The 24,643-nt window shown below is 73.5% G+C and carries 22 protein-coding genes and 1 pseudogene; 9 read left to right on the plus strand and 14 right to left on the minus strand.

Annotated features, from left to right (window positions below):
• Nucleotides 1–16: 16 nt before the first annotated feature.
• From ACIQUT_RS14690 to ACIQUT_RS14715, 6 genes are all read right to left on the minus strand, one after another.
• Entirely contained in the window at nt 17–1,249 is a 1,233-nt protein-coding gene (locus ACIQUT_RS14690; protein ID WP_403563012.1) for a histidine kinase, read from the minus strand.
• Nucleotides 1,246–3,045 (minus strand): cation acetate symporter, encoded by a 1,800-nt coding sequence (locus ACIQUT_RS14695; RefSeq protein WP_403563014.1) that lies wholly within the window; start codon nt 3,043–3,045, stop codon nt 1,246–1,248. Before ACIQUT_RS14695 ends, ACIQUT_RS14690 begins: the two co-directional genes overlap by 4 nt.
• A gap of 121 nt (nt 3,046–3,166) precedes the next feature.
• Complete coding sequence (locus tag ACIQUT_RS14700) at nt 3,167–3,442, minus strand: hypothetical protein (protein WP_403563016.1); 276 nt, start codon at nt 3,440–3,442, stop codon at nt 3,167–3,169.
• Nucleotides 3,443–3,653: 211 nt separating this feature from the next.
• A complete protein-coding gene (locus ACIQUT_RS14705; RefSeq protein ID WP_403563018.1) occupies nt 3,654–4,511 on the minus strand; it encodes a LytR/AlgR family response regulator transcription factor in 858 nt (285 codons plus the stop codon).
• Between the two features lie 112 nt (nt 4,512–4,623).
• Nucleotides 4,624–5,673: a hypothetical protein gene (locus ACIQUT_RS14710; RefSeq protein ID WP_403563175.1), complete on the minus strand. Its 1,050-nt coding sequence runs from the start codon at nt 5,671–5,673 to the stop codon at nt 4,624–4,626.
• Between the two features lie 127 nt (nt 5,674–5,800).
• Nucleotides 5,801–6,817 (minus strand): GDSL-type esterase/lipase family protein, encoded by a 1,017-nt coding sequence (locus ACIQUT_RS14715; RefSeq protein ID WP_403563020.1) that lies wholly within the window; start codon nt 6,815–6,817, stop codon nt 5,801–5,803.
• A gap of 308 nt (nt 6,818–7,125) precedes the next feature.
• On the opposite strand from ACIQUT_RS14715, the gene ACIQUT_RS14720 reads away from it, so the two are divergent.
• Both ACIQUT_RS14720 and ACIQUT_RS14725 read left to right on the plus strand, forming a co-directional pair.
• Nucleotides 7,126–8,580, plus strand: a complete 1,455-nt coding sequence (locus ACIQUT_RS14720; protein ID WP_403563021.1) for an amino acid permease — start codon at nt 7,126–7,128, stop codon at nt 8,578–8,580.
• Nucleotides 8,581–8,590: 10 nt separating this feature from the next.
• On the plus strand, nt 8,591–9,046 hold the full coding sequence (locus ACIQUT_RS14725) for an Lrp/AsnC family transcriptional regulator (RefSeq protein ID WP_179177713.1): 456 nt from the start codon (nt 8,591–8,593) through the stop codon (nt 9,044–9,046).
• 169 nt (nt 9,047–9,215) lie between these two features.
• Here ACIQUT_RS14725 and ACIQUT_RS14730 read toward each other — a convergent pair whose 3' ends face one another.
• Both ACIQUT_RS14730 and ACIQUT_RS14735 read right to left on the minus strand, forming a co-directional pair.
• Nucleotides 9,216–9,542 carry a WhiB family transcriptional regulator gene (locus ACIQUT_RS14730; RefSeq protein ID WP_403563023.1) on the minus strand — a complete coding sequence of 109 codons (327 nt, stop codon included), beginning with the start codon at nt 9,540–9,542 and terminating at the stop codon, nt 9,216–9,218.
• Between the two features lie 145 nt (nt 9,543–9,687).
• Complete coding sequence (locus tag ACIQUT_RS14735) at nt 9,688–10,413, minus strand: GNAT family N-acetyltransferase (protein WP_403563025.1); 726 nt, start codon at nt 10,411–10,413, stop codon at nt 9,688–9,690.
• A 418-nt stretch (nt 10,414–10,831) separates the two neighbouring features.
• On the opposite strand from ACIQUT_RS14735, the gene ACIQUT_RS14740 reads away from it, so the two are divergent.
• Complete coding sequence (locus tag ACIQUT_RS14740) at nt 10,832–11,632, plus strand: carbon-nitrogen hydrolase family protein (RefSeq protein WP_403563027.1); 801 nt, start codon at nt 10,832–10,834, stop codon at nt 11,630–11,632.
• Nucleotides 11,633–11,717: 85 nt separating this feature from the next.
• Entirely contained in the window at nt 11,718–13,415 is a 1,698-nt protein-coding gene (locus ACIQUT_RS14745; RefSeq protein WP_403563029.1) for a flavin monoamine oxidase family protein, read from the plus strand.
• Between the two features lie 716 nt (nt 13,416–14,131).
• On the opposite strand, the gene ACIQUT_RS14750 is transcribed toward ACIQUT_RS14745, so the two are convergent.
• A complete protein-coding gene (locus tag ACIQUT_RS14750) occupies nt 14,132–14,812 on the minus strand; it encodes a DUF5995 family protein (RefSeq protein WP_403563031.1) in 681 nt (226 codons plus the stop codon).
• Between the two features lie 241 nt (nt 14,813–15,053).
• Here ACIQUT_RS14750 and ACIQUT_RS14755 point away from each other — a divergent pair, with 241 nt between their 5' ends.
• Entirely contained in the window at nt 15,054–15,677 is a 624-nt protein-coding gene (locus ACIQUT_RS14755) for a hypothetical protein (protein ID WP_403563033.1), read from the plus strand.
• 60 nt (nt 15,678–15,737) lie between these two features.
• Nucleotides 15,738–16,325, plus strand: a complete 588-nt coding sequence (locus ACIQUT_RS14760) for a Tn3 family transposase (protein ID WP_403563035.1) — start codon at nt 15,738–15,740, stop codon at nt 16,323–16,325.
• 262 nt (nt 16,326–16,587) lie between these two features.
• On the opposite strand, the gene ACIQUT_RS14765 is transcribed toward ACIQUT_RS14760, so the two are convergent.
• A complete protein-coding gene (locus tag ACIQUT_RS14765; RefSeq protein ID WP_403563037.1) occupies nt 16,588–16,962 on the minus strand; it encodes a hypothetical protein in 375 nt (124 codons plus the stop codon).
• 492 nt (nt 16,963–17,454) lie between these two features.
• Between ACIQUT_RS14765 and ACIQUT_RS14770 the strand changes: the two are divergent.
• Together ACIQUT_RS14770 and ACIQUT_RS14775 are read left to right on the plus strand one after the other, a co-directional pair.
• Nucleotides 17,455–17,831: pseudogene (locus ACIQUT_RS14770) on the plus strand (recombinase family protein); the annotation flags it as partial.
• Nucleotides 17,832–17,912: 81 nt separating this feature from the next.
• Entirely contained in the window at nt 17,913–18,110 is a 198-nt protein-coding gene (locus ACIQUT_RS14775) for a helix-turn-helix domain-containing protein (protein WP_403563177.1), read from the plus strand.
• 148 nt (nt 18,111–18,258) lie between these two features.
• Here ACIQUT_RS14775 and ACIQUT_RS14780 read toward each other — a convergent pair whose 3' ends face one another.
• Together ACIQUT_RS14780 and ACIQUT_RS14785 are read right to left on the minus strand one after the other, a co-directional pair.
• Nucleotides 18,259–19,671 (minus strand): uracil-xanthine permease family protein, encoded by a 1,413-nt coding sequence (locus tag ACIQUT_RS14780; RefSeq protein ID WP_403563039.1) that lies wholly within the window; start codon nt 19,669–19,671, stop codon nt 18,259–18,261.
• Nucleotides 19,672–19,757: 86 nt separating this feature from the next.
• Entirely contained in the window at nt 19,758–20,972 is a 1,215-nt protein-coding gene (locus ACIQUT_RS14785; RefSeq protein ID WP_403563041.1) for an MFS transporter, read from the minus strand.
• A 64-nt stretch (nt 20,973–21,036) separates the two neighbouring features.
• Between ACIQUT_RS14785 and ACIQUT_RS14790 the strand changes: the two genes are divergently transcribed.
• The gene (locus tag ACIQUT_RS14790) at nt 21,037–22,191 is read left to right on the plus strand and encodes an ROK family protein (protein WP_403563043.1); all 1,155 of its coding nucleotides are present in this window, start codon (nt 21,037–21,039) and stop codon (nt 22,189–22,191) included.
• A 718-nt stretch (nt 22,192–22,909) separates the two neighbouring features.
• Here the strand turns inward: ACIQUT_RS14790 and ACIQUT_RS14795 are convergent.
• The gene (locus tag ACIQUT_RS14795; protein ID WP_403563045.1) at nt 22,910–23,653 is read right to left on the minus strand and encodes an SDR family oxidoreductase; all 744 of its coding nucleotides are present in this window, start codon (nt 23,651–23,653) and stop codon (nt 22,910–22,912) included.
• Nucleotides 23,654–23,707: 54 nt separating this feature from the next.
• Nucleotides 23,708–24,625 carry an RNA polymerase sigma factor SigJ gene (gene sigJ, locus ACIQUT_RS14800; RefSeq protein ID WP_403563047.1) on the minus strand — a complete coding sequence of 306 codons (918 nt, stop codon included), beginning with the start codon at nt 24,623–24,625 and terminating at the stop codon, nt 23,708–23,710.
• Nucleotides 24,626–24,643: the final 18 nt, after the last annotated feature.

Here is a 24,643-nt window from a genome sequence, read left to right on the forward strand (position 1 = left end):
GGGGACGTCCCGCAGGTCAGGGGCGGGGGCGCGGCTGTCCGGGCGCGGAGCTGTGCACGCCCGCCCGGTACTTCGGGATCCGCAGGGTGACCTTCATGCCCGCCCCGATCCCCGTCTCGATCACCGGCCCGTACGCGTCCCCGTACACCTGCCGGATCCGCTCGTCCACGTTCGTCAGCCCGATCCCCGACGAGGACCCGGCCTGCTCCCCGGCGAGGATCCGCCGCAGCAGGGCCGGATCCATCCCGACCCCGTTGTCCTCGATGCCGATCACCGCCTCCGCGCCCGCGTCCCCGGCGGTGATCGTGATCCGGCACTCCCCGGCGGAGTTCTCCAGCCCGTGCTTGACCGCGTTCTCCACCAGCGGCTGCAGGCACAGGAACGGCAGCGCCACCGGCAGCACCTCCGGAGCCACCTGCAGCGTCACCTTCAGCCGGTCCCCGAACCGCGCCCCCGCCAGGGCCAGGTACTGCTCGATGGACCGCAGCTCCTCGGCCAGCGTCGTGAACTCCCCGTGCCGCCGGAAGGAGTAGCGGGTGAAGTCGGCGAACTCCAGCAGCAGGTCACGGGCCCGCTCCGGGTCGGTCCGGACGAACGAGGCGATCGCGGCAAGGGAGTTGAAGATGAAGTGCGGGGAGATCTGCGCCCGCAGCGCCTTGATCTCCGCCTCCATCAGCCGCGTCCGCGAGCGGTCCAGCTCGGCCAGCTCCAGCTGCACCGAGACCCACCGCGCCACCTCGGTCGCCGCCCGCACCAGCACCGCCGACTCCCGCGAGCCGTACGCCACCAGCGCCCCCAGCACCCCGTCCTCCCCGGTCAGCGGGGCCACCACCGCCCACTTCAGCGGGCAGTCCGGCCGCTGGCAGCCGGTCCGCACGCTCTGACTGCGCCCCGATTCCAGCATGACCGCGACCCGCGCCATCGCCCGCCGCTGGTGGTGGTCGGCGCCCGGCCCGTCCCAGGCCAGCACCGACTCCCGGTCGGTCAGGCACAGCGCCTCCGTCCCCAGCAGGGAGCGCAGCCGCCGGGCCGCCTTGCGGGCGGCGTCCTCGGTCAGCCCGGCACGCAGCGGGGGAGCGGCCAGCGACGCCGTGTACAGGGTGTGGAACGTGGCCCGCTCCACCGGAGTGCCCAGGTCCGGCCCGGCCGCCCGCTCGGCGCGCCGGGCGTGCCACCGCCCGCCCGCCCAGCCCAGGCCCAGCAGCAGGGCCCCCGACACCGCCGAGGCGGCCAGCAGGGCCGCGGTCACGGCGCACCCCCGGAGCGACCGCCGCCCGGGCGGCCACTGCCCTGGCGGCCGTCACCGGGGAAGGGCCCCGGGAACGTGCCGGGGAGGGCTCCGGCCACGGTCTCGGGCAGGTGCAGCCGGGCCAGGGTCGCCGCCGTCCCCGCCGGGACCCGCGACCGGGTCGCCAGCGACACCAGCACCATGGTCAGGAAGCCCAGCGGCACCGACCAGGCCGCCGGCCAGGCCAGCAGCGCGTGCGCCCAGCCCTCGGGGGCCAGCCCCGCCCGGGTCGCCAGCACCGCGCCCAGCGCCGCCCCGCCGCCGGTGAGCATCCCGGCCACGGCCCCCGGCGGGGTCAGCCCCCGCCACCAGATCCCCAGCACCAGCAGCGGGCAGAACGACGAGGCCGACACCGCGAAGGCCAGCCCCACCGCGTCCGCCACCGGCACGTCGGCCAGCGCCACGCTCCCCGCCAGCGGCACCAGCACCGCCACCAGCACCGCGATGCGGAAGGCCCGCACCCCCCGCCGCGCCAGCACGTCCTGGTGCAGCACCCCGGCCACCGCCATGGTCAGCCCCGACGCCGTCGACAGGAACGCCGCGAACGCGCCCCCGGCCAGCAGCGCCCCCAGCAGCTCGCCGAGCAGCCCGCCCAGCATCCGCCCCGGCAGCACCAGCACGGCCGCGTCCGCGTCCCCGGTCAGGGCCAGCTCGGGCACGTAGGTCCGGCCGAGGGCCCCGTACACCGGCGGCAGCAGGTAGAAGAAGCCGAGCAGGGCGAGTACCGCCAGCGTGGTGCGGCGCGCGGCCGGGCCGTTGGGGCTCGTGTAGAACCGCACCGCGACGTGCGGCAGGCCCATCGTGCCGAGGAAGGTGGCGAGGATCAGCCCGTACGTCGCGTACAGGCCGAACGCCGGCCGGTCCCCGGCCAGCGGCTCCGACCAGCGCGAGGCCCCCGCCCCGGCCGCCGGCCGGGACTCCGGCACGGGGGTGCCGGGCGTGAACTCCAGCCGCGCCCGGGCCCGTACGAGGTGCTCCCCGGCCTGGAGCGTCAGCGGGGCGGCCGTGTGCGTCCGCCCGTCGACCTGCCCGGTGACCGTCACCGTCAGCGGCGCGTCCAGGGTGAGGCGGACGTCCTCGGCGAGGGTGACCGCGGTGCGCTCGCGGAAGACCGCCGGGGCGTCGAAGGAGGCCCGGGGCGCGCCGTCCCCGGCCCAGGCGGCCAGCAGGAAGAAGGCGGGCACCAGCAGCGCGGTGAGCTTGAGCCAGTACTGGAAGGCCTGCACGAAGGTGATGCTCCGCATGCCGCCGGCGGCCACGGCCGCGGTCACGACGCAGGCGACGACCACCCCGCCCGCCCAGTGCGGGGCCCCGGTCAGGATCTCCAGGGTCAGCCCGGCGCCCTGCAGCTGCGGCAGCAGGTAGAGCCAGCCGACCCCGACCACGAACAGCACCGCGATCCGGCGCACCGCCGGCGACTGGAGGCGGGCCTCGGCGAAGTCGGGCAGCGTGTACGCCCCCGAGCGGCGCAGCGGGGCCGCCACGAGGGCCAGGAGCACCAGGTACCCGGCGGTGTAGCCGAGCGGGTACCAGAGCATGTCGGGCCCCTGGAGCATCACCAGCCCCGCCACCCCCAGGAAGGAGGCCGCGGAGAGGTACTCCCCGCTGATCGCCGCCGCGTTGAGGCGGGGGCCCACCGTGCGCGAGGCGACGTAGAAGTCGGAGGTGGTCCGGGATATCCGCAGGCCCAGCGCGCCGACCAGGACCGTCACCAGGACGACGACGGTGACCGCGGTCAGCGCGTACGTCTGGTTCACCGGGGGTCCTTCGGCCGGGGGAGGGGGACGGCAGGGGTGACCGGAGTCTACGCAGCGCAACCGGGCCGCAACAGGCGTGATCCGGCGCGTTCCGGGGGCCTGCCCTCGGCCAGGCGGGAGGTCAGGGGGCCGGGTCGCGGTGCTCCGCGCAGTCCCGCAGCGCGATCTCCAGCTCCACGTACGAGTCCTCGGCGCGCCGGAACGCGAGCCGCAGCGCGGCCTCCGCCCGGGGCGGCAGCTGGAGGCCGGCTCCCTCGTTCGCCGCGTACAGGACGTCGGCCCAGCGGGCGGCGGTGCTGCGCAGCCGGGCGAGGAGCACCTCGGCCTCGGCGGGACCCGCAGGCCGGGTCCGGGGCAGTCCGGCCACTGCGTCGAGCAGTGCCTGGATCTCGGCCATCGGCACCCCCTTCCCTGATGACCTGCGGTTCCACGATAGGGGCGGCAGGGGGCGCGGGCGCGGCGCGCCGGCGGCCGTGCGACCGGCGGCACGGGTGGGGCGCCGTACGTCCCGTGCGACGCGACGAACGGCCGGCCCGCGCGCCGGACGGTCGGTGCGCCGGACGGTCGGTGCGCCACCCGGCCGCCCGGCCCCGCCCCCGGCCGGCGGGTCAGCCGGTCGCCTGGCGCATCAGCAGGTCCCGCAGCTGGCGCGCGTGCCGGCGGCTGACCTGGAGCTCGGCGGCGCCGACCCGGACGCTGGTGGTGCCGGCGTCCAGCCGGAGCTCGTCGATCCGGCGCAGCGCCACCAGGTGCCGACGGTGGATGCGGACGAAACCGCGGGCCGCCCAGCGCTCCTCCAGGGTGGACAGCGGGATGCGGACGAGGTGGCTGCCCGCGTCGGTGTGCAGCCGGGCGTAGTCGCCCTGGGCCTCGACGTAGGCGATGTCGGCGATCGCGACGAACCGGGTGACCCCGCCGAGCTCGACGGCGATCAGGTCCTGGGCCCGGTCGGCGGCGGCAGCGGCGGCGGCCCCGGTGCCGGGGGCGGTCGCCTCGGTGCGGCGGTGCTGCGCCGGGACGGCGGGCGGAACGGCGGCCGTCCCGGCCGGGGCGGGCGGCTGCCGTGCGGCGCTGCGGCCGAGGTGGTCGCAGGCCCGCCGGACGGCCTCGGCCAGCCGCTCCGGCCGGACGGGCTTGAGGACGTAGTCCACGGCCTTCAGGTCGAAGGCCTGTACGGCGAAGCCCTCGTGCGCGGTGACGAACACGATCAGCGGCGGCTGCGCGAAGCCGGCCAGCAGCCGGGCGATGTCGAGGCCGGTCAGCCCGGCCATGTGGATGTCGAGGAAGACGACGTCGATGGCGTCAGCCCCGTCGGGCCCGCTCTCCAGCGCGCGGGTGATCCGGCGCAGGGCCCCGGTGGCGTCGCAGGCGCCTTCGGCGCTGACGACGCGGTCGTCGGCGCGCAGCAGGTACAGGAGTTCCTCAAGGAGGGGCTTCTCGTCGTCGACGGCCAGTACGCGCAGCATGCGACGAGAGTGTAGGCAGCGGCGCGCCGCGGCGGAACGATGCGCGGCCCGCCCGCCGGGGGAGGGGGAGCGGGGGGCCGCGCGGCTCGAAGGGTGGGGGGAGAGGAGGCGGTCAGGAAATGGTGATGAGCTTGCCGTCGGGGGAGACGGCGTACCAGGTGCCGCCCACGCCCTGGCCGTTGGTGTCACCGGGCTTCTTGTCACCGGTGAAGGTGTAGATGGGCCAGCAGTCGATGCTCTGCTGCTTCTTGCCGTCGGGGCGGTCGAGCACCGAGAAGCCCTTCTCGATGATGCCCTTGGCGTTGGCCTTGTCCACCGGGGGTACGACCGGCCACTTGGCCAGGCAGTCGCCGGTGCAGTTGGAGGCCATCGGCCAGGCGGTGTCCTTCTTGAAGCGGTAGACCGTCATGCCGTTGCCGTCGACGATGATGTCGCCGAGCTTGGGGTTCTTGGCCACGGACAGCTTGCCCGTGGCCGGGGCCGCGCCGGAGCCCTCGCCCGCGCCGGAACCCTCGCCCGCGCCCGCGCCCGCACCCGCGCCCGCGCCCGCACCCGCGCCCGCACCCGCGCCCGCACCGGAGCCCTCGCCGGCGCCCTGGCCGGCCGCGCCCTTCGCGGCCTTCTTGCCGTCGGGGGCGAGGGCGAACCAGGTGCCGCCCACGCCCTGGCCGTTCACGTCCCCGGCCTTGGCGTCCTTGGCGTAGCGGTACACCGGCCAGCCGCCGACCGTCAGCTGCTTGCTGCCGTCGCTGCGGGCCACCTCGCCGAGGACGGACGCGTCCATGCCCGAGGCGGCGGTGACGTCGCCGGCCGTGACCGCGGGCCAGGCCTTGGCGCAGTCGCCGTCGCAGTTGGACTTCGGCGGCTTGGGCGTGTCCTTGTCGAAGCGGTAGAGGGTGAAGCCGGCGCTGTCGGTGAGGACCTGGCCGAGCTGCTCGTTCTGCGCGATCGCCAGCTGTCCGCCGGCCTTGGTGCCCGGGTTTGCGCCCGCGCCCGCGTCGCCACCCGCGCCGTAGTCGGAGCCGTACTCGGATCCCGCCTGCGCGGCGGCCCCCGCCGGCTTGACCGCGCCGGCCTTGGTGTCGCCCTGGCCGCAGGCCGTGGCGGTCAGTGCGACGACGACGGCAACGGTGGCCAGGGTGGTTCCGCGCTTGATGCCCATCTCGTTCTCTCCCACGTGTGGTGTTCCCGTGTCCGGCGCCCGGTGTGTGCGGTGCGTCGGCAACTGTGCTCAGGACACGGGGTGGGGAGCCGGATCCGTTCAAGGCGGGTTGTGTGGGGTGTTTCACTCAGCTTCCGTCGAACCCGGCCCGGCGCAGAGCCGTGACCACAGCAAGGCCCAGGACCCGGTGTCCGGCGTCGTTGGGGTGCAGCCCGTCCGCCAGGTGCTCGGGTCCGAGCAGGTCACGGCCGGGCAGCAGCACCAGCCGGCCGTCCCCGGCGGCGACCCGGTCCCGGGCGGCCCGCTCCATCGCGTCGCGCAGGGCGCCCAGGGTGGCGCCCAGCCGGTTCGGGGTGCGCTCGGCGTCGGGCCGCAGCACCGGGGAGACCAGCAGCAGCGGGGTGTGCGGGTGCCCCTGGCGGACCAGGTCGAGGAAGACGCGGGTGGTCTCGTACAGCAGTGGCACCGAATGGGGGACGCGGGACCAGCAGTTGGTGCCGAAGGCGAGGGTGAGGACGTCGGCGGGGAGCGCGGCGAGCTGTTCGGCGGTGGCGAGCTCGCCGCGCGCGGCGCCCGCGTACCCGAGGTTGACGGTGTCCCAGCCGAGGGTCCGGCCGGCGACGGCCGGCCAGCCGAGGGCGGGGCGGGTCGACCACCAGCCCTCGGTAATCGAGTCGCCGTGCACCACCCAGCGCGGTGCGGCCGGGGCCGGGGCCACGGCGCCGCCGACCCCGCGAAGGCCCAGGATCCGCGGCGACTGAGCCTCGGGCGGGTGGACGGTGAAGGGGCCGGGCCCGCCGGGCAGGCCGATGCGTACGACGGCCTGGGGGGCGGGGTCGGTCCAGACCTCGCGGACCACCCCGTGGCGGTCCCACAGGGCGAAGCCGTGGGCGAGGTCGCGCAGCGCGTCGGTGGGCCCGGGGACGGTGGCCCGGTAGCGGATGTCCACGGCGTGGGCCCCGTCGGCGGCGGTGAACTCCAGCCGCACCCCGATCGGCAGCGTGGCCCGCTCGCCGGTGTCCCAGGGCAGGCGCAGGGTGTCGGCCGGGTCGGCGCGGACCGGGCGGCCCCGGTCGAGCCAGGCGACCCCGCGCAGGAACGGTTGCGGATCGAGCCAGGCGGTGGCCGTGCTGTCGGCGTCCATGGCCGCACGCTGCGGTATTCCTGACGGGCTGTCAAGAAGGGCGGTTTGGGCGATTCACGCACCGATCGATCATCCGCGTGCAACAAAGGGCCATCCAGAACGGATCCGTGCAACGATCGTGCGCCAATGTGCAAGGATGGTGCATTACGGGCGGTATCTCTCAGCTCGTAGGCTCACTCGCTGTACGTGGAGTGGCGCGGTCCGCCTGCTCGGCGGTCCGCCCCTGCCCAGACGCATGTCTGTGTCCTGCTCCGGATCGCTGCGGCCGATGCCTCAACCCCCATCCGCAGTGTCAAAGGAGTCCCCTCGTGCTCGACCACGACCAGGCGCCGCCGCTCCCGAAGGAGTCGCGGGGGCCTGTGAACCCGCTGCTCCGTCGCAAGCCCGTAGAGCAGCTCGTCTCCGAGGGCGGCCAGGGTGAGGGCGGCGTCCTGCGCCGTTCGCTCACCATGTGGCAGCTGACGATGATCAGCGTCGGCGCCACCCTCGGCACCGGCATCTTCGTGGTCCTCGGCACGGCGGCCCCCGTGGCCGGCCCCGCCGTGACGATCTCCTTCATCATCGCAGGCCTCACCGCGCTCTTCTCGGCCCTCTCCTACGCGGAGCTGGCCGGCTCGGTGCCCGTCTCCGGCTCCTCGTACTCGTACGCGTACGCCACGATGGGCGAGCTCATCGCCTGGATCTGCGGCTGGTGCCTGGTCCTGGAGTACGCCGTCTCCGTCGCGGCCGTCGCCGTCGGCTGGGGCCAGTACCTCAACGAGATCCTCGACGGGATGTTCGGCTTCACGATCCCCGAGAACCTCTCCGCCCCGATGGGCGAGGGCGGCTTCATCAACCTGCCGTCACTGGTCGTGGTCCTGCTCGCCATGGTGTTCCTGATGCGCGGCGCCAAGGAGAGCGCCCGCATCAACACGATCATGGTCGTCGTCAAGATCGTCACGCTGCTGCTCTTCATCGGCATCGGCATCCTCGGCATCAAGGGCGGCAACTACACCCCGCTGGCCCCGCTCGGCATCGCCGGCATCAGCACCGCCGCCTCCACCCTCTTCTTCGCCTACATCGGCTTCGACGCGGCCTCCACCGCCGGTGAGGAAGCCAAGAACCCGAAGAAGGACCTGCCGCGCGCGATCATGCTCTCGCTGGGCATCGTCACCGTCCTGTACTGCCTCGTCGCCTTCGTCGCCGTCGGCGCCATGCCCTGGCAGGACTTCGAGGGCACCGAGGCCGCGCTCGCCCAGATCATGACCGACGTCACCGGCCACTCCTTCTGGGGCGTCGTCCTCGCCGCGGGCGCCGTCGTCGCCATCGCCTCCGTCGTCTTCGCCGTCCTCTACGGCCAGACCCGCATCCTCTTCGCGATGTCCCGCGACGGCCTCGTCCCCAAGGTCTTCGCCAAGGTCGACGAGAAGACCGGCGCCCCCCGCGTCAACGTGCTCATCGTCTCCCTCTTCTGCGGCGCCCTCGCGGCCTTCATCCCGCTGGGCGAGCTGGCCAACGCCACCAGCATCGGCACCCTCTTCGCCTTCGCCCTGGTCAACGTCGCCGTGGTGATCCTGCGCTACACCAAGCCGGACATGCCGCGCACCTTCAAGATGGCCCTCTTCCCCCTCACCCCGATCCTGGGCTTCATCGCCTGCGCGTGGATGATGTACAGCCTGCCGATGCCGACCTGGATCGCGTTCGGTATCTGGATGGTCGTCGGCCTCGTGGTCTACTTCGTGTACGGCGTCCGCCGCTCCCGACTGGCCACGGCAGAAATGTGATCCACCCGCAGTGCGACTGAACGATCTCGACGAACGCATCGTGCACGCCCTCGCCGAGGATGCCCGCCGCTCCTACGCGGACATCGGCTCCGAGGTCGGACTGTCGGCCCCGGCCGTGAAACGGCGCGTGGACCGGCTGCGGAGCGAGGGGGCCATCACCGGCTTCACCGTCCGCGTCGACCCCGCCGCCATGGGCTGGGAGACCGAGGGGTTCATCGAGATCTACTGCCGCCACAACACCTCCCCGGACGACATCCGGCGAGGACTGGAGCGGTACCCGGAGGTGGTGTCCGCGTCGACCGTGACCGGCGACGCGGACGCCCTCGTCCAGGTCTTCGCCTCCGACATGCGGCACTTCGAGCGGGTCCTGGAGCGCATCGCGGGCGAGCCCTTCGTGGAGCGCACCAAGTCGGTGCTCGTCCTCTCCCCGCTCCTGCGCCGCTTCACCTCCGGCGCCCCCGCGTAGGGCGGACCGGAGCGGGCGAGCGGACCGCGGCGGCAGACGCACGACCGTACGAAGGAAGGCCCCCGGCATCCCGTGCCGGGGGCCTTCCGCGTACCCGCGCCGCATCGCCGAGGGCCGACCGCCGCGCGGCCGGCCCTCGGCGATGCGGCGGCGGGGCCGGGGGCGGGGTTCACCAGCGGCCGCCGTGGCCGGCGGCGGGCGCGCGGCCGGCCCCGACGGCCTCGCGGCGGGCCAGCAGCATCCGGCGCTCCTCCTCCGTCAGCCCGCCCCACACGCCGAAGGGCTCACGCGTGCGCAGGGCGTGTTCCAGGCACGCGGCCCGCACCGGGCAGACCGCGCACACCCGCTTCGCCGCCTCGTCGCGCTCCTCCCGCTCCGGACCCCGCTCGCCCGCCGGGTGGTAGAAGCGGCCGGGGCCCAGATCCCGGCAGGCCGCCCGCAGCTGCCACTGCCAGTGGTGGTGTGCGGCCCCCGGAAGCCGTGAGACGTCGTTCATGGCGGTGTACCTCCTGTCGTCGACGATTCCGCGTGTGACCGCTCGACGCCCCGCCAAACCTGCCGACCGCCCCACGGCACCCCGGATGGCGAGATTCCGCTCCTTCCGGGCCGGTGCCGGTGCCGGTACCGCTGTCCGGTGCCGGTCAGCCCTGCGGCGCCGCCACGGGGGCGCGCAGGCCGATGAAGGACGTGCGGCGGCGCAGGGTGAAGCCCATGGACTCGTACAGGGCGATCGCCCCCGTGTTGTCCCCCGCGGCGTGCAGGAACGGCCGCTCGCCGCGGGCCGTGACCTCCGCCGCCACCGCCCGGATCAGCCGCGCGGCGAGCCCCCGCCCCCGGTGGTCCGGGTGCGTGCACACCGCGCTGATCTCCGACCAGCCCGGCGGCCGCATCCGCTCGCCCGCCATCGCGACGAGCCGCCCCTCCTGCCGTATGCCCAGGTAGGTGCCCAGCTCGACGGTGCGGTCGAAGAACGGCCCCGGCTTCGTCAGCTCCACCAGCCCGATCATCTCCGGCACGTCCGCCGGGCCCAGCCGCACCGCCTCCGGCGCGGCCTCGGCCCGTACCGCCGAACCGTCCATCTGCACCCCCTCGATCGAGAGCTCCGTCGTCCACCCGGGCGGCGGGGTCAGCAGCCCGGTGACCCACACCGGCCCGTCCGGCCCCACCAGCTCCGCCAGGTCGGCCCAGGCGCGCGGGTCCCGCGGGTCGGCCGGTGCGCCGAACGGCGAGGTGTCGGCGGTGTAGCGGGCGGCCAGCCCGCCCGGCGCGGTCTCGGCGAACGCACTGCCGCTCGGGCCGTTCAGCGCGGCCCAGACCGGGTTGTCCAGGACGTGGGCGGGCGCGGCGGTCTCGGTTTCGGGCGACATGGTGCGGTGTGCTCCTCTCCAGCGGGCGGCGCGCCCGGGCCCGCACAGCGTCTCGACGGCCCCCGCGCACCGCCAACAGACTGCTCGGTACGACGGTCACCATGGTCAGCAACCATCGCGGGCGGCTTTATGCCCCACGGGAGCGGCGGACGGGCGCACCGCCGGCGCCGGCGACCGCCGGTACCCTCGATGACCTGGGGCGACACGGCGCCCGGCGGGCCCGCACGACGGGCCCCCGCGGCCCGGTCCGCACCGCAGGGCCGGGGAACCGCACGCCCCCCGCGCAACGAATCGCCGCCCCGCCGGACAAACGCGCAACGAATCGATGCGCGCAGCGCAACGGTCACGGCTTGTCCGGGTCGAACGCGTAACCGTACCTTCGTAGGACACCCCGCCCCATCTGTCACAGAGGTAGCCCATGCCCCCGCTGCGCACCGCCCTCCTCCAGAGCTCCGGAGTTCTCGGCGACACCGCCGTGAACCTGAAGGCGCTCGACGAGGCCGCGGCCCGCGCCGCCGAGGCGGGCTCCGGGCTCCTCGTGACCTCGGAGATGTTCCTGACCGGCTACGCGCTGCCCGTCGAGGACATCGCCACCCTCGCCGAGGCCGCCGACGGCATGTCGGCCCGCGCCATCGGCGAGATCGCCCGCCGCCACGGGCTCGCCGTCCTGTACGGCTACCCGGAGCGGGACGGCGAGACCGTCTACAACTCGGCGCAGCTCATCGGCCCGGACGGGGCCCGCCTCGCGAACTACCGCAAGACCCACCTGTTCGGCTGCTTCGAGCAGGAGGCCTTCACGCCCGGCGACACCCAGGTCGTCCAGGCCGACCTGAACGGCCTCCGCATCGGCATCATGATCTGCTACGACGTGGAGTTCCCGGAGAACGTCCGGGCCCACGCGCTGGCCGGCACCGACCTCCTCCTGGTGCCGACCGCGCAGATGCACCCGTTCCAGTTCGTCGCCGAACAGCTCGTCCCCGTACGGGCCTTCGAGAGCCAGATGTACATCGCGTACGTCAACCGCACCGGCCCGGAAGGCGAGTTCGAGTTCGTCGGCCTCAGCTGCCTGGCCTCCCCGGACGGAGTCACCCGGACCCGGGCCGGCCGCGGCGAGGAGATGGTGATCGGCGAGGCCGATCCCGAACTGCTGCGGAACTCGCGCGAGAACAACCCCTACCTCCGCGACCGCCGCCCCGGGCTCTACTCCTCCCTCGTCTGAGCCCTCCCGGGCCCTCCCCCGGCCCGAGGCCCACGGCCCGCTCCGTCCACCCCCTCTGCCCCACCCTGCAAGGAGTCGTACCCCCATGACGTCCACGGTGCCCACCACCGCCGTCCCGCACAGCGACGGCCGCCTGCCGATCACCATGTTCGGCCCGGACTTCCCGTACGCGTACGACGACTTCCTCGCCCACCCGGCGGGCCTGGGCCAGATACCGGCGACCGAGCACGGCACCGAGGTCGCGATCATCGGCGGCGGCCTGTCCGGCATCATCTCCGCCTACGAGCTCATGAAGATGGGCCTCAAGCCCGTCGTCTACGAGGCGGACCAGATCGGCGGCCGCCTGCGCACCGTCGGCTTCGAGGGCACCGGCACCGAGGGGCTCACCGCGGAGATGGGCGCCATGCGCTTCCCGCCCTCCTCCACCGCCCTGCAGCACTACATCGACCTCGTCGGCCTGAAGACGGAGCCGTTCCCGAACCCGCTGGCCGAGGCGACCCCCTCCACCGTCGTCGACCTCAAGGGCGAGAGCCACTACGCCGAGACGATCGCCGACCTCCCGCAGATCTACCGCGACGTCGCCGACGCGTGGAACGCCTGCCTGGAGGAGGGCGCCGACTTCTCCGACATGAACACCGCGATGCGCGAGCGCGACGTCCCGCGCATCCGCGAGATCTGGGCCAAGCTCGTCGAGAAGCTCGACAACGAGACCTTCTACGGCTACCTGTGCCAGTCGGAGGCCTTCCAGTCCTTCCGCAAGCGCGAGATCTTCGGCCAGGTCGGCTTCGGCACCGGCGGCTGGGACACCGACTTCCCCAACTCCATCCTGGAGATCCTCCGCGTCGTCTACACCGAGGCGGACGACCACCACCGCGGCATCGTCGGCGGCTCCCAGCAGCTGCCGCTGCGCCTGTGGGAGCGCGAGCCCGAGAAGATCCTCCACTGGGCGCAGGGCACCTCGCTGTCCTCCCTGCACGACGGCACCCCCCGCCCGGCCGTCACCCGCCTGCACCGCACGGCCGGCAACCGCATCACGGTCACCGACGCCTCCGGCGACATCCGCACCTACCGCGCCGCGATCTTCACGGCCCAGTCCTGGATGCTGCTCTCCAAGATCGAGTGCGACGACTCGCTGTTCCCGATCGACCACTGGACGGCGATCGAGCGCACCCACTACATGGAGTCCTCCAAGCTCTTCATCCCGGTGGACCGCCCGTTCTGGCTGGACAAGGACGAGGAGACCGGCCGCGACGTCATGTCGATGACGCTGACGGACCGCATGACCCGCGGCACCTACCTGCTCGACAACGGCCCGGACCAGCCGGCCGTGATCTGCCTGTCGTACACCTGGTGCGACGACAGCCTGAAGTGGCTGCCGCTGTCCGCGAGCGAGCGGATGGAGGTCATGCTGAAGTCCCTCGGCGAGATCTACCCGAAGGTCGACATCCGCCGCCACGTCATCGGCAACCCGGTGACGGTCTCCTGGGAGAACGAGCCCTACTTCATGGGCGCGTTCAAGGCCAACCTCCCCGGCCACTACCGCTACCAGCGGCGCCTGTTCACCCACTTCATGCAGGACCGCCTCCCGGAGGACAAGCGCGGCATCTTCCTCGCCGGCGACGACATCTCCTGGACGGCCGGCTGGGCCGAGGGTGCCGTGACGACGGCGCTGAACGCGGTCTGGGGCGTCATGCACCACCTCGGCGGCGGGACCGACGCCACCAACCCGGGCCCGGGCGACGTCTACGACGAGATCGCCCCGGTCGAGCTCCCGGAGGACTGACCTCCCGGAGGACCGACCTCCCGGCTCCCCGTGACCACGGGCCGCCCCCGCGAACACAGCGCGGTGGCGGCCCGTTTTCCATGCCCGCCTGCGGGCGCCCGGCCGCAAGGCCCCGCTACGGTGCCGCCCCGCCGGGGCGGGGTCCCGGGGCGGCGCCGACCGGCGCCACACCAGCCGCCAGCGCTCCGCCCGCGCGGCCGGCACCGCCCCGTCCCGCGCCGTGGGCGTGCGGTCGAGACCCCGCAGCCCGCGCAGAGCCGGTGGCGGCGGTGGCCGTCGAGCAGGACCCGGGTGCCGCGGTCCGCCCCGCAGACCGGGCAGCCCTCCGCAGTCCCGGCCGCGGTGCGCATGATCCGCGGCATCACGGTGGGCAGGGGCTCGGCCGGGTGGAACTCGGGATCGGGACACCACAGACCGCGCGCGGGCTCCGGCGGGTCCGGTACGCGTACGCCGGCGGGGCGGCTGGGACAGGTCGTGCACGCGTCGGCGGTGCGTGGCGAAGCCGGTCATGGCACGACTGTAGGCACAGCCCCCGAACGGGCCTGCCGCGCCCGGCGCGGCTACCCGCGCGATGCCGGATCCAGCCCCGCCGGCGTTTGAGGCGCGGGTCCGGGCGGAGCCCGGTGCCCGGCGGAGCCGGGTACTCCGGGGTGCCGCCCGGACCCGCGCTCAGGCGTCGGCGGGTGCCGGCGGCAGCCCGGGCCGGCGGGGGAGCGTCAGGCGGTCGGGGTCAGGAGGCAGCGGCCCACCAGGCCCACGCCGGCGTCCAGCGACTCGGCGAACTCCTCGGCCAGGTCGGGGGAGCGGCGCAGCCCCCACAGCAGGCGGGCCGCCGACCAGGCGGCTCCGCGCGCCCGCTCCAGGCTCCACGAGCCGACCAGGTGCGTCAGCGGGTCGGCGACCTCCAGCAGGTCCGGGCCCGGCATCAGGTCCTCCCGGATGTGTTCCTCCAGCGCCACCAGGGTGTCGCCGACCCGGTCGAAGTCGGCTTCCAGAGCGGCGGGCGCGCAGTCCAGGGCCCGGCAGCAGGCCACCACCGCCAGCGGGAGGTCGTAGCCGATGTGCGCGTTGATCCCGGCCAGGGCGTGTTGGAGCGGGCGCACCCCGGGGTGGCGCCGGTACTGGAAGAGGGGCCGCCAGCAGGCCGGTACCCGGCGTCCGTCGGAGGCGGTCTCCACGGCCGTGAGGTACCGCTCCGCGAACAGGACGGTCAGGGTCGTGGCGGTGTGCGCCTCGGGGAACTCCCCGCAGGCGATGCGCTCCCGCAGTTCCCTCGTGACCGTCAGGTAGACCCGGTTGAAGGCCGCGACCCCGTCGCGCGGGTGCAGCCGCCCCTGCAGCCCGCGCATCCGCGCGAGCACCGGGTCCAGCGACATCTCGACCGTCATCTGCGCCATGAGCCCGAGGGTCCCAGGGCCCGCCTTCCATCGGGAGGGTGCACGGCCACGTTTCGCCGGTTCGGGCGAAGCCGCACCCCGTAGGAGGGGTACCGGTAAGAACGCTGTCACCAGCCGCCAATGGCGGTGATCTTGCGAGCACCTCGGCTTCCGTGAGTGCAGCGTCGCGGACGCGGAGAAGCTGACGACGTATCTGGCCGAGCACGTCGCGCACAAGGAACGCAGGCCCGAGCAGGTCCGGGTGGAACTGTTGGCCCGCTGTCGCGAGGAGAGCATCGAGCCGTCCACGGCGGGCCGGTGCGACCGGATCGTGGGGGCTGCCCTGCGGGCGGCGGAGGAGTCGCTGACTGCCCTGATCTCCACGGTGCACCGGATCGGGGCGCGGGCGGAGAAGAAGGTCACCGAGCAGCTCATCAACGCGTTCAAGAAGGCATCCGGCAAGGAGAACATCCTCTTCAAGCTCGCCGAGGCGTCGCTCGGCACTCCGGAGGGGACGGTCCGCCAGGTCGTGTTCCCGGCGGTGTCCGGGGGCGAGGCGACGCTGCGGGAGCTGGTGCACGAGTTCAAGACCCGCGGGCCGGTCTACCGGCGCACGGTGCAGACCACGCTGAAGGCGTCCTACACCAAACCACTACCGGCGCGGGTTGATCAAGCTGCTGGACGTGCTGGAGTTCCGTTCCTCCCACCATGCTCACCGGCCGGTGATCGAGGCTTTGGCGCTGGCGGCCCGGTACGCGAACGCGGGGAACACGGCGTACTACCCGCTGGGCGAGACGGTGCCGGTCCACAAGGCGATGGGCGGGGACTGGGCGGAGGTCGTCCACCGGACCGACAAGCGCAGCCGGCGCCGGGTGGTGCGCGATGATCGAGGGCGCCATGCGGCACGGCACCACCATGGACGTCGAGGCCAACTACACAGACAGCCATGGCCAGTCGGAAATCGGGTTCGGCCATCACGAGACTGCTGAACTTCGACCTCCTGCCCGGGATTGAGCGGATCAACAAGGTCAAGCTGTACCGGCCGGTGGCCGGCGAACCGGACGCCTACCCGCATCTGACCCCGGCACTGACCCGCCCGATCCGCTGGGAACTCATCGCCCGGCAGTACGACCAGATGATCAAGTGTGCGACCGCAATCCGGACCCGGACCGCGTCCACCGAGGCGATCCTGCGGCGCTTTACCCGCAACGCTTCCCACCCCACCTATGCGGCGATGCTGGAGGTCGGCCGCGCCCGGAAGACCATCTTCGTGGCCCGCTACCTGCGGCTGCGGGACCTCCAGCGGGAGATCGAGGAGGGCTTGAACGTGATGGAGTCCTCCAACGGCGCGAACTCCGTGATCGCCTACGGCAAGGGCGGGGAGATCGCATCCAACCGACGCGACGAGCAGGAGATGGTCGTGCTGTGCCTGCGGGATTCTTCAGTCCGCCCTGGTCTACGTGAACACCCTGATGCTCCAGGACCTCCTTGGCGAACCGGAGTGGGCAGAACCTCGACATGGACGCCCGCCTGAATCTCGCCGCGGTCACCGTACCCAGACCTCGCGACTCAGCTGACGCCGAGGAGGGCGCGGCATCCACCACATAATCGCGCCCGTACAGTCGAACGGGCGGTCGAAGCCAGTTGCCATGGCTTCGACCGCCCTCTGCGGACTACTCGCGGCTCGTTAGTTAGCCCTTCTCCACCAAGAAGCTGATCAACCAAACGACGAACCCCGGCTCGCCCCCGAGTGGACGCCGCCCACAGCGGCGGCGCATGAAGGGACTCGTTCTGCTCTACTCCACAAAGATTTCGTAGTGAACCGTCACGTCCACGCCCTGGGCCTTCAGCCGACGGCTGTGCATGCTGTGCTTGGACGCCAGGTGCTTGATGCGAAAGGTGTCCTGGAAGGTGCCGGCGTGATCGTTCGCGCCGGTGCCACCACTGTCTTCCTCCCAGACCTCTCCGTACACCACAAGCACCTCCTCCTCCGGATGAATCCACGTCACCATCTGGTTGACCGAGTGAGATTCCCCAGAGTTGACGGCGACCGGCCCGCCACTGATCTCGTTGGCACCGCCGACACCCAGCCTGAAGCAGATCTCGCCGGCCCCGTCCAGCCAGCCATCCCCATCGTCCTTGACGAAGATTCGCTTGAAGTTGATAGTCACTGACGCCACTGGCCCCCCAGGGTTGCATCCATCCATAATGGATGTTGTGATGAAAGGCTATTCGCCCTGCAGGTCAGTATGTTGCCTGCGGGGGCCTGATGCGCCCGTTCGGCCGTCAATGGGAATAGTTATTCTTTGTAGGGATCGGGGGTTTAATCCGGCGGTGTCGCAAGTTCGTCGGGCTGCGACGGCGCATCCGGCGGCTCGGTGTCGGGCCTGGCTGCTGCGATCCGACCCGACAGCAGGGCCTTCGCGAGACCAGGCAAGTCGTGGCGGCACCCGCAGACCACCGCCCCGTCGACGAAGTGGTCGTTTCCTGGCCGGCCCTGTTCGCCGCCAGGCGTGGCACCGCGTGTCGTCCAGTCTCTCCCCATCCACCATCTGGTACGTCGGTCCCCGCCATGTCATGCGCGCACGGCGCTGGCAGTCGAAGTGTGAGGGGTCGCGGGCGTGCCATCAGCCGATTGCCACCGCTCATCAATCGACCGATTGATGAGCAAGATCGGTAAGCGGGGGTTCACCGGCGGCCTCGTGGAATACGCACGCGTGTCCACCAAAGGGCGGCTGCTCGACCGGCAGATCCACGCACTCACCGAAGCAGGGTGCATCCGGATCTTCGCCGACAAGAATGCCGGCAAGAACGCCGAACGCGAGGAACTGTGTAAAGCCCTTGACTACCTGCGCGAGGGCGAAACCCTCGTCGTCCCGTCGCTCGACCGGCTCGGCCGCTCCATCCAGGACCTCATCGCGATCGTGTCCGGCCTGCGCAAGCGCGGCATCGGCTTCACCTCGCTGCACGAGGCGCTCGACACGACCACGCCGGCGGGCGCCTGGTCTTCCACGTCTTCGCGACCCTCGCGGAGTTCATCCGCGAACTCATCGTGCAGGGCACCAACGAGGGCCTGGACGCCGCCCGCGCCCGAGGTGCCCGCCTCGGCCGCCCGCCGGCGATGACGGAGGAGCAGGTACGTCACGCCCGCGACCTGCTCGCCCGCCCGGAGAACACCGTCACCTCGATCGCGAAGCTCCTCGGCGTCTCCAGGAACACGATCTACAACCACGTGCCCGAGCTGAAGGGTGGTCGCCCCGCACTTGCCGAGGCGACGAGCACGCCGGAACTGCCCCAACCCACCAGGTCCGAGGACTGATCACCGCCGTTTGCGGCTGGTGACAGCATTCTTGCCGGCACCCCTAGGAGCGCGGTTCTCCGCACCTTTCGTGCCGACGGGGTCGTCCGTGCGGCACGGCCCGGGGCGGGGCGGGGCGGTCCCCGCCGCCCCGGGGCAGCGGGCGGATTCAGCCGTCGGTGCGCTCGGGGCCGCCGGCGGTGCCACCGGGCTCCTCGTCGTACGTGGAGGTGCCCTCGTCGAGCAGCGGCTCCTGTTCCTTCATGTGGGCGGGGGCGAAGTAGCGCAGCGTGTGGTAGCCGGTGATGACGACGAGCGTGCCGAGGGCGATGCCGCCGAGCTCGAAGGATTCGGTCAGTTGGAGCTTCACTCCGCCGATGCCGATGATGATGCCCGCCGCGGCCGGCACCAGGTTCAGCGGATTGCGCAGGTCCACACGGCCGCCCCGCCAGATCTGGGCGCCGAGCAGGCCGATCATGCCGTACAGGATGACGGTGATCCCGCCGAGTACGCCGCCGGGGATCGCGGCGACGATCGCGCCGAACTTGGGGCAGAGGCCGAAGAGGAGGGCGAAGCCGGCGGCTGCCCAGTAGGCCGCGGTCGAGTAGACCCGGGTGGCGGCCATGACGCCGATGTTCTCGGAGTAGGTGGTGTTCGGCGGGCCGCCGACCGCGGTGGACAGTATGGAAGCGGCGCCGTCGGCGGCGATGGCCGTGCCGAGGGTGTCGTCGAGCGGGTCGTCGGTCATTTCGGCGACGGCCTTGATGTGCCCGGCGTTCTCGGCGACGAGGGCGATCACCACCGGGAGGGCGACCAGGATCGCCGACCATTCGAACTGCGGGGCGTGGAAGGCCGGCAGGCCGATCCAGTCGGCCTTCGCGACCCCGGAGAGGTCGAGCCGCCAGTGGTCGACGGCCTCGGGTCCGCCGGCCGGCGAGTGGATCTTGCCGAAGAGCAGGTCGAAGAGGGCGGACACCGCGTACCCGAAGACCAGGCCGAGGAAGATCGCGATGCGCGACCAGAACCCGCGCAGGCAGACCACGGCCAGCCCGGTGAACAGCATGGTCAGCAGGGCCGTCCACTGGTCCTGCGGCCAGTACGTGGAGGCCGTGACCGGCGCCAGGTTGAAGCCGATCAGCATGACCACCGCGCCCGTCACCACGGGCGGCATCGCCGCGTGGATGATCCGCGCGCCGAACCGCTGCACGGCGAGGCCGGCCAGGAACAGGGCCACGCCCACGCTGAACAGGGCGCCGGTGACCACCGCGCTGTTCCCGCCCGACGCCCGGATGGCCGCGGCCACGCCGACGAACGACAGCGAGCAGCCCAGGTACGAGGGCACCCGGCCGCGCGTGGCCAGCAGGAAGACGATCGTGGCCACACCCGACATCATGATCGCCAGGTTGGGGTCCAGGCCCATCAGGACCGGCGCGACGAAGCTCGCGCCGAACATCGCCACGACGTGCTGGGCGCCGAGCCCCGCGGTCCGCGGCCAGGTCAGCCGCTCGTCCGGCCGCACCACCGCGCCGGGGGCGGGGGTCCGCCCGTCTCCGTGCAGGGTCCAGCGCACGCCGAGGCCCATGTGTCCCACCCACCACTTTCGTCAAGCCGGTCGATCAAGCATGCTGGCGGCGGCGGGTCGGTGACCCTGCCGCGGCCAGCGATATATTACGGCCGTATACCGGTGGTTTCGTCCCGGTTGAAGGCGGTCGCGCTCCCGACCGCCGCCCGCGGCCGCAGCGCCGCGGCCCCGACCGTCAGCCCGAACGCCAGCAGGGTGACCAGCCCGAAGGACACCACCAGCGAGGTCGCGTCCGCCACCGCACCGATCGCCGACGGGGCGATCAGCCCCGACGTGTACGTGATCGTCGCCACCCCGGCGATGGCCTGCGCGGGCGCCGGCCCGCTGCGCCCCGCCGCCGCGAAGGCCAGCGGCACCACCACCGCGACGCCGAGCCCGATCAGCCCGAAACCCGCCAGGGCCGCGGCCGGGTGGCGGGCCGTCACCACCAGCAGGCCCCCCGCCGTGGCCAGCGCCCCGCCCGCCCGGACGGCGCGCACCGCCCCGACGCGGTCCACCACCCGGTCCCCGGCGAGCCGGGCGAGCGTCATGGTGAGCGCGAAGGCGGTGGTGCTCGCGGCCGCGAGTCCGGCGTCCGCGTCCAGCACGTCCCGCAGGTAGACCGCCGACCAGTCCAGGCTCGCCCCCTCCGCGAATACCGCGCAGAACCCGATCAGGCCGATCAGCAGCACGGAGGCCGGCGGCCGGGCGAAATGCGGCGGAACCGGCTCGTCCGCCCCGCTGCGCAGGTCCAGCACCCCCTGTACGGCGACCAGCCCGGCGGCGGTCAGCACCAGCGCCGCGAGCAGGTGGTGCGGCTGCGCACCGGCCCCCGCGTGCGCGGCGGCGGTACCGGCGGCCGAACCCAGCAGGGCGCCCGCGCTCCACATGCCGTGCAGCGAGGACATGACCGAACGGCCCAGCCGGTTCTCGGTCTCCACGCCGAGCGCGTTCATCGCCACGTCCGACATCCCGGACGTGGCCCCGTAGACGAGGAGCGCCGCGCACAGGACCGGCAGGTTCGGGGAGAGGGCGGGCAGGGCGAGCGACAGCGTCCACAGGGCCAGCATCACGCGCAGCGCGGGCCGGGCCCCGAGGCGGTGGTTGACCCGTCCGGCCAGCGGCATCGCGAGGGCCGCGCCGAGGGCGGGGAAGGCGAGGGCGAGGCCGAGGGCGCCCGACCCGAGCTGGGCGTGGTCCTGGATCCACGGGATGCGCGTGGCGAAGGAGCCGGTGACGGCGCCGTGGACGCAGAAGACGGCGGCGATGGCGAGACGGGCGCGGCGCAGGCGCGCAGGGCTGAGGTCGGATTCCCCGGTCATGGCGATGAAACTATCAGGAAGCCTGCCTGATGGTGAGGAGGGCCGGGCTCCATAGGATGGGCGCGTGACTGCTGCCAAGGCCCGGCCCTCCGCCGCCCCGTCCCCCGCCTCGCCGAGCACGGCCCGGGCCATCAACGACCGCCTCGCCCTGCGCCTGCTGCGGGAGGAAGGGCCCCTGACGGCCGCTCAGCTCAAGGCGCTCACCGGCCTGTCCCGCCCCTCGGTGGCCGACCTGGTCGAGCGGCTCGACCGGGCCGGACTGATCGAGGTCGTGGGGGAGTCCGGCGCACAGCGCCGCGGCCCCAACGCCCGCGTGTACGGGATCGTCGCCCGCCGCGCCTACCTGGCAGCCCTCGACGTACGCACCGACAGCGCGACCGCCGTCGTCACCGACCTGCTCGGCCGGCCCCTGGCCGAGCGGGCGCTGCCGGTGGACGCGGTCGAGGAGGCCGTCGACGCGCTGGAGTCGCTCGCGGGCGAGGCCGGCGCGGACCGGCTGCACACGGTGGTCGTCGGCGCCCCCGGGCTCGTGGCCCGGGCCGGCGGCGAACTGCGCAGCACCGCAGGACTCCCGGCCTGGCACCGGGGCCTGGTGGCCGCCCTCCGGCGGCGGCTGCCCGCGCAGGTCGCCGTGGAGAACGAGACCAACCTGGCCGCACTCGCCGAGCAGCGGACGGGCGCCGCCCGGGACGCGGAATCCTTCGTCCTGCTCTGGCTCGGCGCCGGCGTCGGCGCGGCCGTCGTCCTCGACGGCCGGCTCCGCCGGGGAGCCTCCGGCGGCGCGGGCGAGATCGGCTTCCTGCCGGTGCCGGGCACGGGCGCGCTGCCCTCCGGCAGCGACTGCGCGGGCGGCTTCCACAGCCTGGCCGGCCGGGCCGCGGTGGCCGCGCTGGCCGCCGACCACGGATTCACCGGGCCGGTGCAGGACGCCGTGGCCGGAGCCGCCGGGGAGGCCTTCCTCGACACCCTCGCCGAGCGGATCGCCCTGGGCGCGGCCGCCGCCACCGCCGTACTGGACCCCGGGTGCGTGGTGCTCGGCGGCGAACTCGGCCATGCGGGCGGACCCGCCCTCGCGGACCGGGTCGCCCTCCGGCTCGCCGCGCTCACCCCGGTGCCGACCTCCGTCCGGGCCACCGCCCTCGGGGACCCCGCGGTCCTCGCCGGCGCCCGGCTCGCGGCCGCCGACGCCGCCCAGGCGGTCCTCTTCGGCCCGGCCTGACCGGAGCCCGGCCCGAAGCCCCGTCGGTGCCCGACTGCCGCCCGGCCCGGAGCCTCGTCGATGCCCGACTGCCGCCCGGCCCGGCTGCCCGAAGCCCGGCCGGCACCCGGCCCGGTTGCCCGGAGCCCGGTCGGCACCCGGCCCGGTTGGCCGGAACCCCTGCCGAGAGCCCTGTCTGGCGTCCGGCCTGAGCCTGCGTGGCGTCCGACCTGCGCCTGGCCGGGGCTCGGCCTGAGCCCGACCGGCGTCCGGCCGCCTGAGCCTGACCGGAGCCCGGCCCGGCATCCGATGCTGAGCGAGCGGGTTTCCTCCCCCACCCCGCCCCACCCCGCCCCTTCCCGAAACCGGGGCCGACGGCCCCGGAACCCCGTTCCGGCCGCTCCGCGCCCGGTGCGCTCAAACGCCGCGCGGGCTGGATTTGCCCAGCCTCGCCGGGCGTTTGAGGCGCGGGGCCCGGGGCGGAGCCCCGCATCCTCGACCCCGCCGGTTTGAGGGGCAGGTGGCGGGGAGAGCCGCATCCTCAGCCTCGCCGGCGTTTGAGGCGCAGGGGTTTTGGGGGCGGAGCCCATACCACGCGGCGGAGCCGTAAATCCGGTACGGGGGAAAGGGCGGGGTGGGGGAGGCAACCGGCTCGCGCCCCATCGGATGCCGGGACGGGCTCCGGTCAGGCCGGGGTGGGGCGGGGCGGGGCCGCGGCGGTGTTCGGCTGCCGCGCGGCTCAGGGCCGGGCGGCCAGGTAGTCGGCGAAGGTGATCTTGCCGACCGCGTGCTGCGGGGCCAGGTTGCCGCCGCGCACGAACCCCGCGTACGCCTTGCCCGCCAGCGGCAGCCCGAACACCCGGCGCTTGCGGCCCGTCGCCTCCAGGTACGCCCGTCCCAGCTCCACCAGCGTGTACACCTCGGGCCCGCCCATGTCGGGGACCCGGCCCGCCGGGGCCGGCACCGCCAGTTCGGCCATCCGTTCGGCGACCTCCGCCACGGAGACGGGCTGCACCCGCACCCCCTTCGGCAGCGGCACCGGCACCACCGGCACCTTCGCGACCGTCTCCGTGACCGTCGCCACCAGGTCGTGGAACTGCGTCGTCCGCAGGATGGTCACGCCCAGCCCGGACTCCAGGAGCATCCGCTCCACCCGGTGCTTGACCTTGTAGTAGCCGAGCGGGACCACGTCCACGCCCACGATCGAGATGTAGACGAGGTTCGTGACGGTCCCGGCCCGCCGGGCCGCGTCGATCAGGTGCCCGGCGGCCACCTCGTCACCGCCGCGCGGATTGGACGCGCAGTGCACGACCACCTCCGCGCCCGCCATCGCCGCGTCCAGCCCGCGGCCGTCCATCAGGTCGACCGGGTATTCCCGGGAGTGCCGGCTGAGGGCGCGCACGTCGTGGCCCGCCGCCCGCAGCCGGGCGACGACCTGCGTGCCGAGGGTGCCCGTACCGCCCGTGACGAGGATCGTGCTCATGGTGTCCGTTCCTTCCCTGGGGAATTGCGTTCACCGGCCGGGATTGGACAGCGGTCAGGAATGTGACAGCTGGCGCTGCACGAATTCCAGCTTGTGCGGGTTGACCACCGCCCGCACCTCCCTGACCAGCCTGTCCTCGAACTCCACCAGCAGGACCCCGAGCCCGCCGATGACCAGCGCGGGCTCCCCGTTGACCACGGCGAAGTCGAGCGGGAGGCCGGCCGTGTACTTGTGCAGCGCCCCCGCCAGGAACCGGGCCACCCGGTCCCGGCCGACGACCGGCCGCCGGGCCGCGCTCACCACGCCGCCGCCGTCCGACACGTACCGCACGCCGGCGGTGAGCATGCCCTCCAGCCGAAGCATGTCGCCGTCCCGGGCCGCCGCGAGGAAGGTCTCCACCAGGCCGCGCAAGTGCTCCGGGTCCGCCTCGAAGCGCTTGCGCTCCGAGGCCGCCGACCGGCCCTCGGCGGCCCGGCCCTCCGCCACCCGGGCCGACGCCCGCCGGTACAGCTGCCGGCAGTTGGCCTCGGACAGGTCCAGGAGCCCGGCGATCTCCCGGTGGCCGTACGCGAAGGCCTCGCGCAGCACGTACACGGCCCGCTCCACCGGAGTGAGCTGTTCCAGCAGTACCAGCAGGGCCATCGAGACGCTGTCGCGCTGCTCCGCCGACTCCAGCGGCCCGAGCACGCCGGCGTCGGTGAGGACGGGCTCCGGCAGCCAGGGGCCGACGTACTTCTCACGCCGGGCGCGCGCCGAGGTGAGCCGGTTCAGGCACAGGTGGGTGACGGCCTTCGCCAGCCAGGCGCCGGGGTGCTCCACGTCGCCGCGGTCCGCGGCGGTCCACCGCAGCCAGGCGTCCTGGACGGCGTCCTCGGCCTCGGCGGCGGATCCGAGCATGCGATAGGCGATGCCGAACATCCGGGACCGGTGCTCCTCGAAGTCCGCGGTGCGGGCGGCGGCAGAAGTGATCACCGCAGCAGGGTACGGGTG

It is taken from the genome of Streptomyces sp. NPDC090445 (assembly GCF_044769385.1).
Taxonomy (GTDB): domain Bacteria; phylum Actinomycetota; class Actinomycetes; order Streptomycetales; family Streptomycetaceae; genus Streptomyces.

Excerpts from the sequence above, each read along its gene's own strand:
- ACIQUT_RS14730 (WP_403563023.1), bottom strand. The coding sequence starts at position 9,542 with ATGAACGACGTCTCACGGCTTCCGGGGGCCGCACACCACCACTGGCAG.
- ACIQUT_RS14780 (WP_403563039.1), bottom strand. The coding sequence starts at position 19,671 with ATGGGCCTCGGCGTGCGCTGGACCCTGCACGGAGACGGGCGGACCCCC.
- ACIQUT_RS14740 (WP_403563027.1), top strand. The coding sequence starts at position 10,832 with ATGCCCCCGCTGCGCACCGCCCTCCTCCAGAGCTCCGGAGTTCTCGGC.
- ACIQUT_RS14710 (WP_403563175.1), bottom strand. The coding sequence starts at position 5,673 with ATGGGCATCAAGCGCGGAACCACCCTGGCCACCGTTGCCGTCGTCGTC.
- ACIQUT_RS14705 (WP_403563018.1), bottom strand. The coding sequence starts at position 4,511 with ATGCTGCGCGTACTGGCCGTCGACGACGAGAAGCCCCTCCTTGAGGAA.
- ACIQUT_RS14715 (WP_403563020.1), bottom strand. The coding sequence starts at position 6,817 with ATGGACGCCGACAGCACGGCCACCGCCTGGCTCGATCCGCAACCGTTC.
- ACIQUT_RS14700 (WP_403563016.1), bottom strand. The coding sequence starts at position 3,442 with ATGGCCGAGATCCAGGCACTGCTCGACGCAGTGGCCGGACTGCCCCGG.
- ACIQUT_RS14750 (WP_403563031.1), bottom strand. The coding sequence starts at position 14,812 with ATGGCGCAGATGACGGTCGAGATGTCGCTGGACCCGGTGCTCGCGCGG.
- ACIQUT_RS14735 (WP_403563025.1), bottom strand. The coding sequence starts at position 10,413 with ATGTCGCCCGAAACCGAGACCGCCGCGCCCGCCCACGTCCTGGACAAC.
- ACIQUT_RS14745 (WP_403563029.1), top strand. The coding sequence starts at position 11,718 with ATGACGTCCACGGTGCCCACCACCGCCGTCCCGCACAGCGACGGCCGC.
- ACIQUT_RS14795 (WP_403563045.1), bottom strand. The coding sequence starts at position 23,653 with ATGAGCACGATCCTCGTCACGGGCGGTACGGGCACCCTCGGCACGCAG.
- ACIQUT_RS14785 (WP_403563041.1), bottom strand. The coding sequence starts at position 20,972 with ATGACCGGGGAATCCGACCTCAGCCCTGCGCGCCTGCGCCGCGCCCGT.
- ACIQUT_RS14760 (WP_403563035.1), top strand. The coding sequence starts at position 15,738 with ATGGCCAGTCGGAAATCGGGTTCGGCCATCACGAGACTGCTGAACTTC.
- ACIQUT_RS14775 (WP_403563177.1), top strand. The coding sequence starts at position 17,913 with ATGACGGAGGAGCAGGTACGTCACGCCCGCGACCTGCTCGCCCGCCCG.